Raw genomic sequence first — 16082 nt, 5'->3', positions numbered from 1 at the left:
TGGCCTGCGGAGCAGGCCGGGAGAGGGGACGCCGCTTCCGGCGCGGTCGCGACCATGGTGACGAGCGCCAACCCAGAATCGTCGCGCTGCCCCTCTCCCGGCCCCTGCTGACGCAGGGACCACCCTCCCCCGCAGAGGGGGGAGGGCTCATGCTCTCAACCGCCGCTCACGCACCCGAGCATCCTGCTGTACCGTGCTCGACACCATTCCAGACCGCTCCAAGCGGCCGTATCATTCAAAGACGTTTCCCCAAAAGGTCCCACCCATGTCCGCCCCCACCCCGCTCCACCCCACCAACCCCCGCATCGTGCGCCTTGCCCACGAGGACAACGTCGTGGTGGCGGTGGACCCGATCGTGCCCGGCGCCGTCGTCGAGGGCGTGACCGCCTCGGCCCGCGTGCCGCGGGGCCACAAATTCGCGGTGGTGCCGATCGCCGAGGGCGCGCCGATCCGCAAGTTCGGCCAGATCATCGGTTTCGCCAGCCGTGCCATCGCGCCAGGCGAATGGGTCCACGAACACAATGTGGGCCTCGGCGAGGACAAGGGCGACTTCGCGCGTGACTACCGCTTCTGCGAGGAGGCGCGTCCCGTCGCGATGGTGCCGGACGCCCAGCGCGCCACCTTCGAGGGGTACCGCCGGGCCGACGGCAAGGTCGGGACCCGCAACTATGTCGGCGTGCTCACCTCGGTGAACTGCTCGGCCACCGTGGCCCGCTTCATCGCGGAAGAGGCCCGCCGCTCCGGCCTCCTCGACGAGTTCCCAGGGATAGACGGCATCATCCCGCTCACCCACGGCACCGGCTGCGGCTACGACATCCAGGGCGAGGGCGCCGACATCCTCAAGCGGACGCTCTGGGGCTACGCCGCCAACCCGAACATGGGCGGGGTGATCATGGTGGGCCTGGGCTGCGAGGGCCTGCAGATCGACCGCTGGAAGCGCGCCTACGGCATCGAGGAGAGCGAGACCTTCCGCAGCTTCACCATCCAGGACAGCGGCGGCACGCGGCGCACCATCGAGGCCGGCGTCGCGGCGCTCCGCGAGATGCTGCCCGCCGTCGCGAAGGCCAGGCGCGAGACCGTGCCGGCCTCCGAGCTGATGCTGGCGCTGCAATGCGGCGGCTCGGACGGCTATTCGGGCATCACCGCCAATCCGGCCCTCGGCGCCGCGGTCGACCGGCTGGTGGCCGAGGGCGGCACTGCGATCCTGTCCGAGACGCCGGAGATCTACGGCGCGGAGCACCTGCTGACGGCGCGGGCCGCCACGCCGGAGATCGGCCACAAGCTCGTCGAGATGATCCACTGGTGGGAGGCCTACACCGCCCGCAACGGCGGCGAGATGAACAACAACCCCTCCCCCGGCAACAAGGCCGGCGGGCTCACCACCATCCTGGAGAAGTCGCTGGGCGCCACCGCCAAGGGCGGCTCGACGACGCTGACCGGCGTCTACCGCTACGCCGAGCCGGTGACCGCCAAGGGCTTCGTCTACATGGACACGCCCGGCTTCGATCCGGTGGCCGCCACCGGCCAGGTCGCGGGCGGCGCCAACGTGCTGTGCTTCACCACCGGCCGCGGCTCGGCCTATGGCTGCAAGCCGACCCCGTCGATCAAGCTCGCCACCAACAGCGAGATGTACCGGCGGATGCAGGACGACATGGACATCGATTGCGGCGACGTGCTCGACGGCGTCTCGATCGAGGAGAAGGGCCGCCAGATCTTCGAGACCGTCCTGCGGGTCGCCTCGGGCGAGCGCACCAAGTCCGAGGGCTTCGGCTACGGCGATGCCGAGTTCGTGCCCTGGCAGATCGGTGCGGTGATGTAGCCGGCGCGATATGGCGGCGACGGCCGAACCGTTCTAAGGGGCGCTCCGGGGCACAAGGACAAGAACGCCCCGGAGGACACCACGATGACACCGGATGTGAGCAGCGGGAGCGATCTCACCCGCCGCCAATGGAAGATGACGCTGCTCGCGAGCCTGGGCGGCGGGCTCGAGTACTACGACTTCATCGTCTACGGGATCTTCGCCAAGGACATCGCCGCCGCCTTCTTCCCGGCGAGCGATCCGGTTGCGGCGCTCACCCTGTCGCTGGCGGTGTTCGCGGTCGGCTACCTCGCCCGGCCGCTCGGCGGGCTGGTCCTGAGCCATTTCGGCGACCGCTACGGCCGCAAGACCGTGTTCGTGGTCACCGTCTTCACCATGTCGGCCTGCACGCTCGGCATGGGCCTGGTGCCGTCCTACGCCTCGTGGGGCGTGTGGGCGACCCTGCTCCTCGTGCTGTTGCGGTTCGTGCAGGGACTCTGCATCGGCGGTGAATTGCCCGGCGCCATCACCTTCGTGGTCGAGACCGCCTCGCGCCGGCCGGGGCTCGCTTGCGGCATCGTCTTCTGCCTCGTCAATGGCGGCGTGCTGCTCGCAGCCCTCGTCAACCTCGCCCTGCAATCCTGGCTGCCGCCCGCCATGATGGCGGAATACGGCTGGCGCATCGCCTTCCTGTTCGGCGGCGCGGTCGGGCTCGTCAGCTTCGTGCTGCGGCGCAGCTTGGAAGAAACGCCCGAATTCCTTCGCCTCCAGCACCGCGCCTCGCGCCGGCCGATCGGCGAGGTGCTGCGCGACCATCGCCGCCCGGTACTTCTCGGCATCGGCATCGTCGCGCTGACGGCGGGCTTCAACGGCATCCTGTTCGCCCACATGCCGGCCTACCTGATCCAGGTGCTCAAGTATCCGCCCAAGACCGTGGCGATGGCGATGAACGTCGCGCTGTTCGCCATGTCGGCCTCGCTGCTCTTCGCCTCGTTCTTCGCCGACAAGGTGCCGCCGCGCCGGCTGATGCAGGTCTCCGCGCTCGTCATCCTGATCGGGGTGATCCCGGCCTACCAGGTTCTGGCGCGGGGCGACGCGAACCTGTTCCTGGTCCTGCCGCTCCTCACCATGGCGGTGGCCGGGGCCAATGGCAGCTTCGCCTTCCTGCTCGCCGGGCTGTTTCCCACCCGGGTGCGGTTCAGCGGCGTCGCGCTGTCGCTCAATCTCGGCTTCACGCTGCTCAGCGGCCTCGGGCCGCTCGCCGCCAACGCGCTGATCGGCGCCACCGGCTGGAATGCGGCACCGGGCCTGATCATCGCCGCCTCCGCGCTGATCGGCCTCGCGGTGGCGAGCCGTCTCTCCGACCGGCCGGCAACGCTGACCGAGGCGGTGCCGGCTTCCGGCTAAGCGGAGGATCAGGCCGGGCCAAGGGCAGCCGGGATCGGGTCACGGCCGTCAGGTCGGGCCAAGGGCAGCCGGGATCGGGTCACGGCCGTCAGGTCGGGCCAAGGGCAGCCGGGATCGGGTCACGGCCGTCAGGCCGGGCCCGGGGCGAGCCGGGTGAGCCAGGCACCCCAGAACAGGCTGGAGAAGAAGCGCAAAGGCGGCGCAAAGCCGGTCTCGCGGAGCAGGTCGGCCACTGCCTGCTCCGATGGCGGCGGGTCCGCCTCCAGGACCCTCGCCCGCCTGGCGACGATCTCCGCCGGCCCCGCCCCGTGCTGGCGCCAGCGCTCGCCCCAGGCGGCGAGCAGCAGCGGCTGGCTCGCATAGGGGCAGTGGTTGCAGGCGAGGATCAACGGCGCGCCCGGGCGCAGGCGCCGGGCGATCGCCGCCAGGATCGCCCGCTTCGCCCTGTCCCCCGCCAGATGATGGAGCACCCCGATCAGGGTCGCGGCGTCGAAGGCCGCCTCATCCGGCAGGTCGGCGAGGGTCCCGAGCACGGTCTCGGTGCGGGCGCCGAAGCCGGTCTCCTCCAGGCGGGTGCGGGTGAGGGCCAGCATCGGCTCTGATGGATCGACGGCGGTGAAGCGCCAGAGCGGCTCCAGCCCCGCCGCGGTGACGATTTCCTTCGCCCCGCCACCCGCGCCGACCACCAGCACCCGCGCCGTGCGGCCCGATCCGAGGGCGGCGGCCAGCATGCAGGCGGCGAGTTCGTGGCAGGCCTCGTAGCCGGCAAGCGCGATGCGGCTCTGCTGTTCGTAGTCCCCGGCGCGGGAGGCGTCGAAGTGTCCGGTGACGGCGTGCGCGATGGTCACGGGCGGGCTCCGGTCGTGGAACGGGCCTGCGAGTTGGGCGCGATCGGCGCCGGGGCGCAAGGGAGCGGAAAGGGGCCGCGCCCTCATCCCTCCGGATGACGTTCGCGCCAGCGCGGGCCGGGGCCGCGCATGTAGTGCAGCTCGGGACGGTAGGGATCCATGATCTCCGCGACGAGGTCCCGCCAACGCTGGGTGAGGCGTCCGACGAAAGCCATCAGCATGGAACCGTCCTCCTGCGCGCGTATCGCCTCGCGGTCGAGCCAGGCAGGGATCGTGCCGGCCGTTCGTTGCGAAACTCTTGCCGGACAGCCTGGTCCGGAGCTTTGGCGAGAGTGCGACGGCGGCGTGGGCAGCGTGAGGCAGGATTTCGTCGGGGCGAGATCGCGTTACGGCAGGATCCCGGCGAGCTTCAGCCCGCCCGCGGCGATCACCGCCAGTACCACCCCCCAGAGGTCGAGGGGCATCGCGGCCCACCAGGCGGTGCTCTCGGCGCGCGGCAGCGGCGCGCCCTGCGTCCGTGCGACGTCGTGCATGGTCGTCTCCTCGTGCAGCGTCCTCCGGGAGCCCGTCTGGTGCGGGCCTCCCTGCACGAAACTACAGCAAGGCGCCTCGCTTCGCAGCAGAAAGGCCAGGAAACGGCCACGGGCCGGCGCTCAAAGATGCGCCGTCGGCGACGGATGCCGATCGAACGGGCAGCTTATCCATGAGGCGACATTCGGCATAATCCGGCTGTCCCGGGCGGAGCGCAGGCCCTCCCCCGTGCGCTCGACGCCTTGCGCGGCCTGGCATGGCGGGGAACAGGGCTGCGCGAAGTGCAAGGATCGCGCCTGTCCCGATGACGAAGCCGTGTGTTCGTCACGGGCTCGGCTTGCGCGTCCCATCGCCTCACCTTACATGCACAGCGAGCGTTACAAGGCCATCAGCGCGCCCGGCATCTCGGCCGAGCACCCGTACGGCCGGGCGCGTCGCGATCAGATTTTGACAATGTGCTCCCGGTGGCGCCGACCGCGACGGCGACCCGGGTGGAGAGTGTGAATGGCGAAAGAAGAGTTGATGCAGTTCGACGGTCTCGTGCTCGAGATCCTGCCGGACGCGCGTTACCGCGTGCAGCTCGACCAGGGCCACGAGATCGTAGCCTACACGGCCGGCAAGATGAAGAAGAACCGCATCAAGACTCTGGCCGGCGACCGCGTCACCGTCGAGATGTCGCCCTACGACCTGGAGAAGGGCCGTCTGGTGTTCCGCCACAAGGACGAGCGCTCCTCGGGCCCGCGTCCGCCGTTCCGCGGCGGCAGCCAGTTCCGCCGGCGCTGATCGTCCGTCCATAGACCTGTGTCTGCGCGGGGCTGGGGTGAGAACCCTGGCCTTTTGCGCGTTTCAAGAGGCCTGCCATGACCCGTCCCCTGGTGATTGCCCCCTCGATCCTGTCGGCCGACTTCGCCCGGCTCGGCGAGGAGGTCCGCGACGTGGTCGCGGCCGGGGCCGACTGGGTCCATATCGACGTGATGGACGGGCATTTCGTGCCCAACATCACCTTCGGCCCCGTCGTGGTGAAGGCGCTGCGCCCGCACACGAGTGCGGTCTTCGACGTCCACCTGATGATCGCGCCGGCCGACCCGTATCTGGAGGCCTTCGCGGAGGCCGGGGCCGACATCATCACGGTCCACGCCGAGGCGGGTCCCCACCTGCACCGCTCGCTCCAGACCATCCGGGCGCTCGGCAAGAAGGCGGGCGTGGCGATCAACCCGGGCTCCCCGGCGAGCCTCGTCGAGCCGGTGCTCGACATGGTCGATCTCGTGCTGTGCATGACCGTCAATCCCGGTTTCGGCGGCCAGAGCTTCATCGGCTCGGTCTGCGAGACGGTATCGCGGGTGCGCGCGATGGTCGGCGGCCGCGACATCGACATCGAGGTCGATGGCGGCGTGACGGCGGAGACCGCGCCGGCGGTGGTGAAGGCAGGAGCCAACGCCCTCGTGGCGGGTTCGGCCACCTTCAAGGGTGGGCGCGAGGCCTATGCCCCCAACATCGCGGCGATCCGCCGGGCGGCGGAGGGGGCTGCGGGGCAGTGGGTGTAGAATCGGCCCGCGGTCAGTCAGACACCCCTGCCGAGCGACCGGCCGCCCTGCACTACCAGAGGGATCGGAATGGTGCTCTCTACAAGGCAGCGGATATCCCGGCCCGATGCCATCGTCGCGCCAGTCCGGCAAAGAGCGGTGGAGCGAGGAGCAGAGCCACGGCCGCCGCTCCGCTCTCCCACAGCAGGGACAGCGATCCTTCCCGCCGAATCTCGTCGAACCATTCCCAGACCGTCCAGAACCCGATCTGACCCCAGATCAGGGTGACCGTCCACACCAGCAACCACCGGCGACCTCCGCTCGCCGCCGCGAGGGCGGTCAGAAGCAGCAGGACGCAGGTGACGATCCAGTACTCTGCGCGTGTCTCGTCGATCTTGTCCGACACTTCAGCGAATGCCGGGCCGACCGTGAAGATGACCGCCAGAACGATGGAGGCGCGACCGGCCATCCGCATTCCGATGGTCAGCACCGAGCCACCCGCCTCACCGCTCCAGGATGCGCCTGCCGGCCCCGGGGTGGCGCGGCCTCGGCCCGGGCCGTCCGCCGGTCGAGCCGGGCGGCGGAGCGGCGCAACGTCATCACGCCGAGAACAGCCGCGCCTCCGACGAGGCACGGCACCAGGACCAGGGCGTAGGTCGTCAGGCTCATCATCGCAGATTCGTCAACGTCAGCCTCGCACCGAAGTGTAGACCAACGCCGAGCACGAACCAAACGGCCATCAGGGCGAGGGCGGGCGCAGTGACGCGGCCCGTCGCCATGGCGGCGGTGAGGGGTGCGACGATCCCCGTGATGGCAAAGCCCGCCGCGCCGATATTCATCAGGTTGGCGGTGAGCTTCACCTGCTCGTTATGGACGAGGATGTCGCGGGCGAGCAGCACCCGCTCGCGCTCCTCGTCGCCCTTGTCCTCACCCTCTCCAACGGATTGCGGCCCGCTCGCCATGCGCGATCCGGGCCCCGGTCACGGGCGGCCGGATTTGGGGTAGCCCCGCGGCGCCATCGCCCCGGTGCCGCCGCGATGGCCGACCCACTTCGCCAGGTCGTCGCCGGCCTCGCTGCGGGTGCGCCCGGCACTGTCGGGCCAGGTCAGGCCATCGGCGAGGCGGAAGATCACGACCGAGTCGAGGGTGGCGTCACGGTATTTCTGCAACCGCACGCCCTTGCCGCGGACCATTTCGGGGATCTCCGCGAGGGGGAAGACCGTGAGCAGGCGGTTGGTGCCGCAGACCGCGACGTGGTCGCCCTCCCCCACCTCGACGACGAGGCTGGCGGTGGCCGGCTCGTCGAGGCCGATCACCTGCTTGCCCTTGCGGGTATTGGCGACGAGCCCGTCCGCCGGGGTGACGAAGCCGCGCCCGTCGGTGGTGGCGAGCAGGAGCCTCACCCCGGGCTTGTGCGCCCAGACGGTGACGATCTCCGAGCCCTCGTCCATGTCCACCATCAGGCGGATCGGATCGCCGAAGCCGCGCCCGCCCGGGAGCTTGGCGGCCTCCAACGTGAAGACCTTGCCGTTCGAGGCCAGCACCAGGATTTTCGCCGTCGTCTCGGTCGGGAAGCTCACTTTCAGGGTGTCGTCGCCCTTGAACTGCACGGCCGAGAGGTCGGCGACGTGGCCCTTGAGCGCCCGGATCCAGCCCTTCTGCGAGACGATCACGGTGATCGGCTCGCGCTCGACCATCGCCTCGGAAAAGTCGATGCCGGAGGTATCGGGCGGATTCTCCAGCGTGGTGCGGCGACGGCCGAGCGGGGTCTCGGGGCCGTAGGTCTTGCGCACCGTCCGGATCTGGGTCGCGATCGACTTCCACTGCTTGTCGTCGGAGGCCATCAGGCCGTCAAGATCGGCCTTCTCCTTCGTCAGCGCGTCGTGCTCGCGCTTCAGCTCCATCTCCTCCAGCTTGCGCAAGCTGCGCAACCGCGTGTCGAGAATGGCGTTGGCCTGCAATTCGGTCAGCTCGAAGACCCGCATCAGCTCGGCCTTCGGCTCGTCCTCCTCGCGGATGATCTGGATCACCCGGTCGAGGTCGAGATAGACGATGAGCAGGCCGCCGAGGATTTCGAGGCGGCGCTCGATCTGGGCGAGGCGGTGGCGCGAGCGGCGCTGCAGCACGACCCGGCGATGGTCGAGCCATTCGCGCAGGGCCTCGGCGAGGCCGATCACCCGCGGGACCGTGCCGCCGACCAGCACGTTCATGTTCAGCGAGATGCGGCTTTCCAGCTCGGTGAGCCGGAACAAGGATTCCATCATCACCACGGGATCGACGGTCCGCGAGCGCGGCTCCAGCACCACCCGCACGTCCTCGGCCGATTCATCGCGCACGTCGGCGAGCAGCGGCAGCTTCTTCTCCTGCAGCAGCTCGGCCATCTTCTCAATCAGCCGGGCCTTCGGCACGCCGTAGGGGATCTCGGTGACGACCACCGCCCAGGTGCCGCGGCCGAGATCCTCCTTCTGCCAGCGCGCCCGGACCCGGAAGCCGCCGCGCCCGGTGCGGTAGGCCTCGGCGATCGAGGCCGCGGAATCGGTGATGATGCCGCCGGTCGGGAAGTCCGGGCCCTTGACGAAGGTGGTCAGTTGCTCGGAGGTCGCCGAGGGGTGGGTGATGAGGTAGAGCGCGGCCTCGCAGAGTTCGGCCACGTTGTGCGGCGGGATCGAGGTCGCCATGCCGACGGCGATGCCCTGCGAGCCGTTGGCCAGGAGGTTCGGGAAGGCCGCCGGCAGGACGACCGGCTCCTCTTCCTGCCCGTCGTAGTTCGGGCGGAAATCGACCGCGTCCTCGTCCATCCCCTCGAGAAGGAGACGGGCGACCTCGGTCATCCGGCACTCGGTGTACCGCTGGGCCGCCGGGTTGTCGCCGTCGATATTGCCGAAATTGCCCTGGCCGTCGACCAGCGGATAGCGCTGGGCGAAGTCCTGGGCGAGGCGCACGAGCGCATCGTAGACCGCGACGTCGCCGTGGGGATGGTACTTACCGATCACGTCGCCGACGACGCGGGCGCATTTCTTGTAGGCGCTGCCGGGATCGAGGCGCAAAAGCCGCATCGCGTGCAGGATGCGCCGATGCACGGGCTTGAGGCCGTCGCGGGCATCGGGCAGTGCCCGGTGCATGATGGTCGAGAGCGCGTAGGCGAGGTAGCGCTCCTCCAGCGCCGCCTTCAGGTCGACGTTCTCGATCCCGTCGCGGTCGGAGGGTGGCTCGAAGGGCTTTCCCATGGGCGGACGTCAACTCACGATCTCGGCGTTCTCGAGATGAGAACATAACACGAACATGCAGCGATGGCCAGGAGGGTGATACAACCTCTCCGCGCAATCGAACACGGCTCAACCCGACCCGGCGGTACTCAAGCCGACGAACCGCACCCGCTCCTCCGGCTCGGCCACGTCGCGCGGACCCCAGATGTGCTGGTCGAGGAAATATCCCGTTAAGGTAAAGCCTTGCTTGACCTCCCGGGCGGTCGGCACGTTGAGGCCGCGGCGGTCGGCCCGGTCGACCAGGAAGTCGGGCAGCGCCAGCAGCCGGTCGCGCCAGGGCTCGCCGGCCGCCGCGCTCACCGCCCGCCCGCTCTTCGGCGAGACGTAGGCGAGGTATTCGTTGGTCCCGGTGGCGGCGCAGGCCGAGAGGTCGAGGCCGAAGCCGAGCTCGGCGAGCATCGCCAGCTCGAACCGCACCATCAGGGCGGGGGCGATCTCGGGCTCGTGCAGGTGCGCGATCAGCACCTTGGCGACCGCGAACAGAGCCGGATGGGGATCGCGCTCGGGGAGAAGCCGCAGCAGCCCCGCGGCGTAGCCGATGCCGTAGAGGGCGAGACGCGAGCCGATCAGCCGCGCGCTGGCGCTCTCGATCGGCTCGACCGCGTAGGCGCCCAATCCCTCGTCGAGCCGGGCCCGCCACACCGCCCGCACCAGGTTGCCGGGCTGGAGCACCGGCTGCATCCGCCGCGAGCGCCCGCCATGGACGAGGCCGAGATGGCGGCCGTGCTCGGCCGTCATCAGTTCGAGGACGACGCCGGTCTCGCCGTGCCGCCGCGCCCCGAGAACCAGCCCGTCATCCGTCCATTGCATGGGAGGTAGATAATGCGGGCCTTGCCGGAACTGAACGGCTCATCACGCCGCCGGCAGCAGAACGGAAAACCAGATCCGGGTGCCGCGTCCCGGCTCGCTCGACACGCCGATCTGCCCGCCCATCAGCTCGACGAGGTGGCGGCAGATCACGAGGCCCAGCCCGCTGCCGCCGAAGCGGCGCCGAATCGATTCGTCGCCCTGGCCGAAGGGCACGAACAGCCGTTCCTGCTGCGCCGCCGACATGCCGATGCCGGTGTCGCTCACCGTGAACAGCAGCCGGCCCGCGCCGCCGCGACCGGTATCCGGCCCCACCGCCAGGGCGACCCGGCCGGCCGGCGTGAACTTCACCGCGTTGGTGAGGAGGTTGAGCAGGACCTGGCGCAGGCGCCCGACATCGCCCAGCACCAGGGTGGGGGTGGCGGGATCGCGCAGGACCTCCACCGCCACGCCCTTGCGGGAGGCCGCACCCCGGGCGACCTCGGCGGTGCCGGCCAGGAGGTCGGCGAGCAGGAAGGGCTCCGGATCGAGGGCGACCTGGCCCGCCTCGATCTGCGCCACGTCGAGCACGTCGTCGACGACCCGCATCAGGATCTCGCCGGCCTCCTGGACGGCGGCGAGGTGGCGTAGGGTTTCTGGCTCGCGCGAGCGGCTGAGCATGTGCTCGGTATAGCCGAGGACCGCGTTGAGGGGATTGCGGATCTCGTGGCTCATCATCGCCAGGAAATCCGACTTGGCGCGGTTGGCCTGCTCGGCCCCGTCCTTGGCGTGGGAGAGCGCCTGCTCGGCCCGCTTGCGGGCGGTGATGTCGAGGGTGAGGCCGACGATGCGCCCGCTCAGGCCGTGCGCGTCGTCGAGGACGCGTCCGAGGCTCTGAATCCACCGGACGGCGCCGTGCTCGGCGGTCACCCGGACATCGACCGAGAACGGGGTGCGGGTGGTGACGGCCTTGGTGACCGCGTCCCACAGCATGGCGCGGTCGTCGGCATGGACGAGCCCGGTCCAGGCCGAGGAGGTGATGATGCAGGCCTGCGCCGAGAGGCCGTGCAGGCGCGCGCCCTCCGCCGAGAGCGAGAGCGCGCCGGTGCGCATGTTCCAGTCCCACAGGCCGACGCCGGCGGCCTTGTGGGTCAGGAGCAGCAGGTTGGTGGTGGCCTCGAGCGCCTGGTTGTCGGCCACGACGTCGTCGACGTCGGCGGCCGTCATCATCCAGCCGGTGATGCCCGCGCCCTCGCGGATCGGCACCACGTCGGTCTGGTGCCAGTGCCAGCGCCCGCTGGTGTCGCGCAGGCGGATCGTCAGGTCGTAGGGCTGGCCCGACCGGATGGCGGAGCTGCGCGCCACCGCCGCCCGGGCGCGGTCCTTGGGGTGGATCACGCTGTCCCAGCCGTCGGGCTCGCCGAGGCTGGTGCCGATCTCCCGCGCCGCCCGGTTAGCGAAGCGCACCACCCCGTCGCGGTCGAGCATCCAGATCTTCTGCGGCAACGCGTCGAGGATCAGGCGCGACGGCAGCCCGCTCATCCCCGGCTCGCTCTCCGGCAGCGCACGGCCGAGGGCATCGTCCGGTCTGTCCACCGGGATACCCGCGATCGGATGCGCGGTCCGCGCCGTCATCAGCTCTCCTGGCGATCGCACCGAGCGTGGGATGGCCGGCGCCCGCGCGGCAGGCCGGCGCGACCCCCGTCACGCCTCAGCCGCCACCCGCACCCAGCCGAATCGGGTAAATCCCGAGTCCTGCTTCTGCTAACCTAAGGACGCGTTTTGTCCAAGAGCCAGACACCGACTTCGAAAGCTTTCCTGGGCAAAATCGCCAACGGCCCATGATCTGCCAGAGCGTCACGCAAATCATCTTGGCACTTGGCTCCACGGGACGCCGAATAGGGTGGCGCGCAGAGTGGAGGCGCGTCTGCACAGTCCTAGGTAGTGCCACCGCGGAGGAAGGCACCTTTAAATCAAGTAAACCGTACAATCGTCGGTGGATCGACCTCCCGAGGCGCCAGGTCAGCGCGCGCGTCCCGGGAGATCGGGGCAGGCCGCCGCCTCGAGGCGCGCGGCGATGCGGTCCCGCGCCGCCGGGTCGAGGCCGAGATGGACGCCGTCCGGCGACCGGCTCGAGGAGGCCGGGTCGCGCAGGTCGGCATAGGCGTCGACGAAGCGGCAGCCGGCCCGGGCGCATTCCTCCGACAGGATCGCCGTATAGGCCGGCGCGGCCTCGACGTCGTAGAACTTCGCCACGCCGGGACGGCCGGCATCGAAGGGCGGCACCGCGGTGACGACGACGCGCCGGGCCCGGGGCACGAGTTCGGAGAACAGGCCCCGGGCCTCCTTGCGGAACTGCGCCGTGGCCGCGTCGGGATCGCCGGAGCGCTGGCGCCGGGTGAGGTCGTTGGTGCCGATGGTCACCACGATCGCCTCCGGCGGCCGCGGCAGGTCGATCCATCCCGCGACGGCGCGCAGGCCGGAGATCCGCGTGCCCGCGATGGCGGCGTCGATGGCGGGATGGCCGCACAGGGCCGGCAGGTACAGGCGCTCCATCTGCGAGTCGCCGAGGAGCAGGCTGTAGGGGCCCTCGACCTGCTTGAGCACGCCGGAGACCGCGAAGGCCCGGGCCTCGCGGAACGCCGCCACCCCCTGCCCTGCCCCGGACTTGTGCCGGACAACCAGGACAGCGGCGAGGCCGGCCGCCAGCAGGGCCGCGACCAGGCCGATTCCGATCTTAGTTCTCGTCTGCACGCGCCCTCGCGTCCGGTCCCGACGCCCCCGGGCCGGACCAAGCTCCGCCGCCCGCCGCGAGTCAATCGTCGGCCTCGCCCACAGCGACGGTGACAAGCCCGGGTTATCCACAGGCCGACAGTTTTCCCCCGACATCTTCACGCCTGATTCGGTGGTTCTGATCATGGTTGAGGGCAGGTAAGTCGGAGAGCCCGCGCCATGAAGCCAGTGGAGATCGATCCGTCCGAGGTGCGTCGGCCGCGCGAGGACCCGCACGGGAGCGTGGTTACGCGCCTCGGCCGTCCGGCGATGCTGGCGGCCCTGGGCCTGGTCGGAATCGGCGGCTGCGCCGGGCTCGCCGCGGCGGCCTATCCGGCGATCAGCGACATGCTGCGGCCGCGGCCCCCGGAGGTGCATTTCGGCCGCGTCGCCGACATGCCGGAGATCAAGGACGGAATCCCGGCCCTTCGGACCACGCCGGCCCCGACGGTGCGCCAGGTTCCGCTGCCCCAGGCCCCGGGGAGCCAAGCCCCCGGGAGCCAAGCGCCGGGGAACCAGACGCCGGGCATGCAGGCTGCGGCGACGTCCGAGTCGGCACCGCCCCTGGCGCCGCCGATCGCTCCTGCCGCCCTGCTCGACCCGAAGCCGGGTGCACTGACACAAGGTGCTCCGGCGCGGGGGTTCTCGGCTCAGGGCAATCCGGTGCAGGGTTCCTGGTCGCCGGCTGCCGACGTCGCCGCGACCGGCACCGCTGCCCCGTTCCAACCCGCTCCCGCCGCCCCGAAGGCCCAGGAAACACCGCGCCCGGTCGTCGCGCCCCGCGAGGCGGTCGCGCCCCGCACCGTCGCGGTGACCCGCGAGCCCGCGCCGCTGCCGCCGGCCCGGGCGGTCGACCCCAAACCCACCGTCCCGGCGCGCGAAAAGGTCGCGGAGCCGAAGGCCACGCCGCGGCTCGCACCGGCCCGGGAGGCCAAGGCCGAAGCCAGGTCTGACGCGAAGCCCGCCCCGGTCAGGCACGCGGCCGAGAAGCCCGTCATCGAGAAGCCGGTCGCCGAGAAACGGGTGGCGGAAAAGCATGCCGCCGAGAAGCCGGTCGCCCGGCGCGAGAAGCCCGAGGCGCATCAGCGCAGCGCCGCCGCCCAACCCGGCGCGGCACCCGCGCCGACGGCGGAGGAGCCGACCCGCTTCCTCGGCGTGCCGATGCCCGACCTCGCCCCGGCGGGCCGCGCGATCAGGGAGACGGTCGACGCGGTGATCTCCCTGCCCAGCCGGCTGTAGAATCCGCCGCCGGAGCACTGCCCGGTCGCGCTGCCATCCGGGCAGTGCCTCAGATCCCTGATCTTGCGGCATTTCCTTATCGACGAACCGGTCCTCCGCTTCGTCGAACGATGCGCTAGCCAGCCCTCGCCGCCCCATCCAGCACTTCGAGCACCAGCGCGTCGCGATGCGCGCGGCCGTACTCGTCGGTCGCCTCGACGGTGAGGCGGTGGGTGCCGGCCGCGAGGTCCCGCGGCAGCCGCGCCACCCAGAGATGCGAGCACGGCTCGGCCTTCACCCAGGACTTCCTGGTCGCCGCGTTGCGGGCATAGAGGGCAGCGACGAACGGGTCCGGCCGGCGCACCCGCGTCATCGGCACGAGCGGACGATCGCCGATGCGGAATGTCACCCGACTGCGCGGCCCGCCGTCGAACAGGTTGACCACCACGTTCGTCGCACCGGCGCTCTCGGCCGGAATCGTCGCGCCGAGCAATTCGTAGAGCCGCGTATCGGGCAGGCGGGCGAGGTCGTCGGCGTGGAACTGGCTCTCCAGCACGATCCGCATCTGGCGGCCGGCATCGTCGCTCGCCGGGACGTAGCGGGTGGTGTAGTGCCGGCCGCCGGTGATGCCGAGCACGTGGAATCCGTGCGGCGTGCCGTCGCGGCTGTCGGCGGTGGCGATGCCGCGCCGGTCCGGCGGACCGCTCCACCACGAGCCCGAGACGGCGGTGAGCACATGGTGATGGTGGGCGTCGTCGCCCGGGGCGCCGGGCCGGCCGTCCGAGCCGAGATAATGATGCTCGGTGGTGTGGGTGTGGCCCGAGACGCTGAAGGACGGCCGCCCGGCTAGCAGCCGCAGCAGCTGCGCCCGGTCGGCGGTGCCGATGCCGGGATCGTCCGGCCCGAGATCGCTGGCGAGCGGGATGTGCATCGCCACCACCACCAGGCGGTCCTTCGGCACCTGCGCCAGCAGGTTCTCCACGAAGGCGAGCTGACGCTCGCCGATCCGGCCCTCGTAGCGCCCGCCCCGGCCCGCCGTCGCGGTGGCGGCCCCGAGATAATGGACGTTGTCGAGCATCAGGAACAGCACGCCGCCGTGTTCCAGCGCGTAGTACGGCGCTCCGAAGCTGCGCTTGAAGGTCTCGCGCGAATGGCGGGCGTCCGGCGCCTCGAAGTTGAGGTCATGGTTGCCGCCGATGTGGAACCACGGCACGCCCACCTGCGCGATGAGCCGGTTCTGGCGCGGATAGAGCGAGAGATCGTCAAACAGCACGTCGCCCGTCGTCATTCCGAACGCCACCTTGCCGAACTCGCCCCGCAGGCCGAGCACCCGGGCGATGGCGGTGTCGCGCACGAAGGTCAGCTCGGCGTGGCTCTCCGGCTGGGGATCGGTGAACAGCACCACGTCGAAGTCGCCGCTTTCCGGGCGGCGCACCAGGCCGAAATCGACGGATGACGGCAGCGGCCCGGTCGGCGCGATGCCGGGATAGCGGAGCGAGAGATCCGCCGGGGTGCCGGCCGGCTGGTGCAGGTACGAGAAATGCGGCAGCCCGTCGGGCCCCGGCGGCAGGGCGAAGCCGGTCGGCTTGACGACGAAGATCACCGCCTCGTCGCCGACCGGCAGGGTGTAGCGTCCCTGCGCGTCGGTGCGGGCCACCTCGCGGCCGTTCGAGACCAGCACGTCGGGCAGCCCCGGATCGTCGGGCCCGCGCCGGCCCTTGGCCCCGCGATCCTCGTAGACGATGCCGGCGACCTGTGCGGGCGCTCGTCCCTCGCCTTGCGCGTGTCCCGGCCCCGCACCCGGAGCGCCCTGTGCCAAGGCCGCGAGGGGAGCGAGCGCCAGGGCCGTCGCCCCGGCCAGGGTGGTACGCCGGGTCAGGGTGGTGTGATCCGTCATCGCGGCCCTCGTCCTCCCGGCAGCCCCACCCGCCGG

At 70.8% G+C, this 16082-nt stretch carries 16 protein-coding genes; 5 read left to right on the top strand and 11 right to left on the bottom strand.

Going from position 1 to position 16082, the window contains the following annotated elements; genetic code table 11:
• The first annotated feature begins 265 nt into the window (after positions 1-265).
• Both AC3AOF_RS07825 and AC3AOF_RS07820 read left to right on the top strand, forming a co-directional pair.
• Positions 266-1819, top strand: a complete 1554-nt coding sequence (locus tag AC3AOF_RS07825) for a UxaA family hydrolase (protein ID WP_488348147.1) — start codon at positions 266-268, stop codon at positions 1817-1819.
• 84 nt (positions 1820-1903) lie between these two features.
• Positions 1904-3205, top strand: a complete 1302-nt coding sequence (locus AC3AOF_RS07820; protein WP_488348146.1) for an MFS transporter — start codon at positions 1904-1906, stop codon at positions 3203-3205.
• Positions 3206-3333: 128 nt separating this feature from the next.
• Here the strand turns inward: AC3AOF_RS07820 and AC3AOF_RS07815 are convergent, their stop codons facing one another.
• The 3 genes from AC3AOF_RS07815 to AC3AOF_RS07805 form a co-directional block, all read right to left on the bottom strand.
• On the bottom strand, positions 3334-4053 hold the full coding sequence (locus AC3AOF_RS07815; RefSeq protein ID WP_488348145.1) for a class I SAM-dependent methyltransferase: 720 nt from the start codon (positions 4051-4053) through the stop codon (positions 3334-3336).
• Positions 4054-4136: 83 nt separating this feature from the next.
• Positions 4137-4274 (bottom strand): hypothetical protein, encoded by a 138-nt coding sequence (locus AC3AOF_RS07810; protein ID WP_203155932.1) that lies wholly within the window; start codon positions 4272-4274, stop codon positions 4137-4139.
• A gap of 165 nt (positions 4275-4439) precedes the next feature.
• The gene (locus AC3AOF_RS07805; protein ID WP_236991305.1) at positions 4440-4586 is read right to left on the bottom strand and encodes a hypothetical protein; all 147 of its coding nucleotides are present in this window, start codon (positions 4584-4586) and stop codon (positions 4440-4442) included.
• Between the two features lie 502 nt (positions 4587-5088).
• On the opposite strand from AC3AOF_RS07805, the gene infA reads away from it, so the two are divergent.
• Both infA and rpe read left to right on the top strand, forming a co-directional pair.
• On the top strand, positions 5089-5367 hold the full coding sequence (gene infA, locus AC3AOF_RS07800) for a translation initiation factor IF-1 (RefSeq protein WP_048429304.1): 279 nt from the start codon (positions 5089-5091) through the stop codon (positions 5365-5367).
• Positions 5368-5444: 77 nt separating this feature from the next.
• Complete coding sequence (rpe, locus tag AC3AOF_RS07795; protein WP_488348144.1) at positions 5445-6128, top strand: ribulose-phosphate 3-epimerase; 684 nt, start codon at positions 5445-5447, stop codon at positions 6126-6128.
• A gap of 79 nt (positions 6129-6207) precedes the next feature.
• On the opposite strand, the gene AC3AOF_RS07790 is transcribed toward rpe, so the two are convergent.
• The 7 genes from AC3AOF_RS07790 to AC3AOF_RS07760 all read right to left on the bottom strand — a co-directional run bounded on the left by AC3AOF_RS07790 (position 6208) and on the right by AC3AOF_RS07760 (position 12913).
• Positions 6208-6597: a hypothetical protein gene (locus AC3AOF_RS07790; RefSeq protein ID WP_488348143.1), complete on the bottom strand. Its 390-nt coding sequence runs from the start codon at positions 6595-6597 to the stop codon at positions 6208-6210.
• Complete coding sequence (locus AC3AOF_RS07785; protein WP_236991308.1) at positions 6591-6779, bottom strand: hypothetical protein; 189 nt, start codon at positions 6777-6779, stop codon at positions 6591-6593. The genes AC3AOF_RS07790 and AC3AOF_RS07785 overlap by 7 nt, the downstream gene beginning before the upstream one ends.
• On the bottom strand, positions 6776-7069 hold the full coding sequence (locus AC3AOF_RS07780; RefSeq protein WP_236991309.1) for a hypothetical protein: 294 nt from the start codon (positions 7067-7069) through the stop codon (positions 6776-6778). The genes AC3AOF_RS07785 and AC3AOF_RS07780 overlap by 4 nt, the downstream gene beginning before the upstream one ends.
• An 18-nt stretch (positions 7070-7087) precedes the next feature.
• Positions 7088-9334: a DNA topoisomerase IV subunit A gene (gene parC, locus AC3AOF_RS07775; RefSeq protein WP_488348142.1), complete on the bottom strand. Its 2247-nt coding sequence runs from the start codon at positions 9332-9334 to the stop codon at positions 7088-7090.
• Positions 9335-9442: 108 nt separating this feature from the next.
• Positions 9443-10183: a DNA repair protein RecO gene (gene recO, locus AC3AOF_RS07770; RefSeq protein ID WP_236991311.1), complete on the bottom strand. Its 741-nt coding sequence runs from the start codon at positions 10181-10183 to the stop codon at positions 9443-9445.
• 42 nt (positions 10184-10225) lie between these two features.
• Positions 10226-11794: a PAS domain-containing sensor histidine kinase gene (locus AC3AOF_RS07765; RefSeq protein ID WP_488348141.1), complete on the bottom strand. Its 1569-nt coding sequence runs from the start codon at positions 11792-11794 to the stop codon at positions 10226-10228.
• Between the two features lie 387 nt (positions 11795-12181).
• The gene (locus AC3AOF_RS07760; RefSeq protein ID WP_488348140.1) at positions 12182-12913 is read right to left on the bottom strand and encodes an SGNH/GDSL hydrolase family protein; all 732 of its coding nucleotides are present in this window, start codon (positions 12911-12913) and stop codon (positions 12182-12184) included.
• 198 nt (positions 12914-13111) lie between these two features.
• Here AC3AOF_RS07760 and AC3AOF_RS07755 point away from each other — a divergent pair, with 198 nt between their 5' ends.
• Positions 13112-14170: a hypothetical protein gene (locus AC3AOF_RS07755; RefSeq protein ID WP_236991315.1), complete on the top strand. Its 1059-nt coding sequence runs from the start codon at positions 13112-13114 to the stop codon at positions 14168-14170.
• Positions 14171-14285: 115 nt separating this feature from the next.
• Here the strand turns inward: AC3AOF_RS07755 and AC3AOF_RS07750 are convergent, their stop codons facing one another.
• On the bottom strand, positions 14286-16046 hold the full coding sequence (locus AC3AOF_RS07750) for a calcineurin-like phosphoesterase C-terminal domain-containing protein (protein WP_488348139.1): 1761 nt from the start codon (positions 16044-16046) through the stop codon (positions 14286-14288).
• Positions 16047-16082 lie beyond the last annotated feature (36 nt).

The sequence above is a fragment of the Methylobacterium sp. 142-1Y genome (assembly GCF_057747795.1).
Note: the sequence above shows the minus strand (reverse complement) of the source record. Positions and strands in the feature narration are given on the sequence as shown.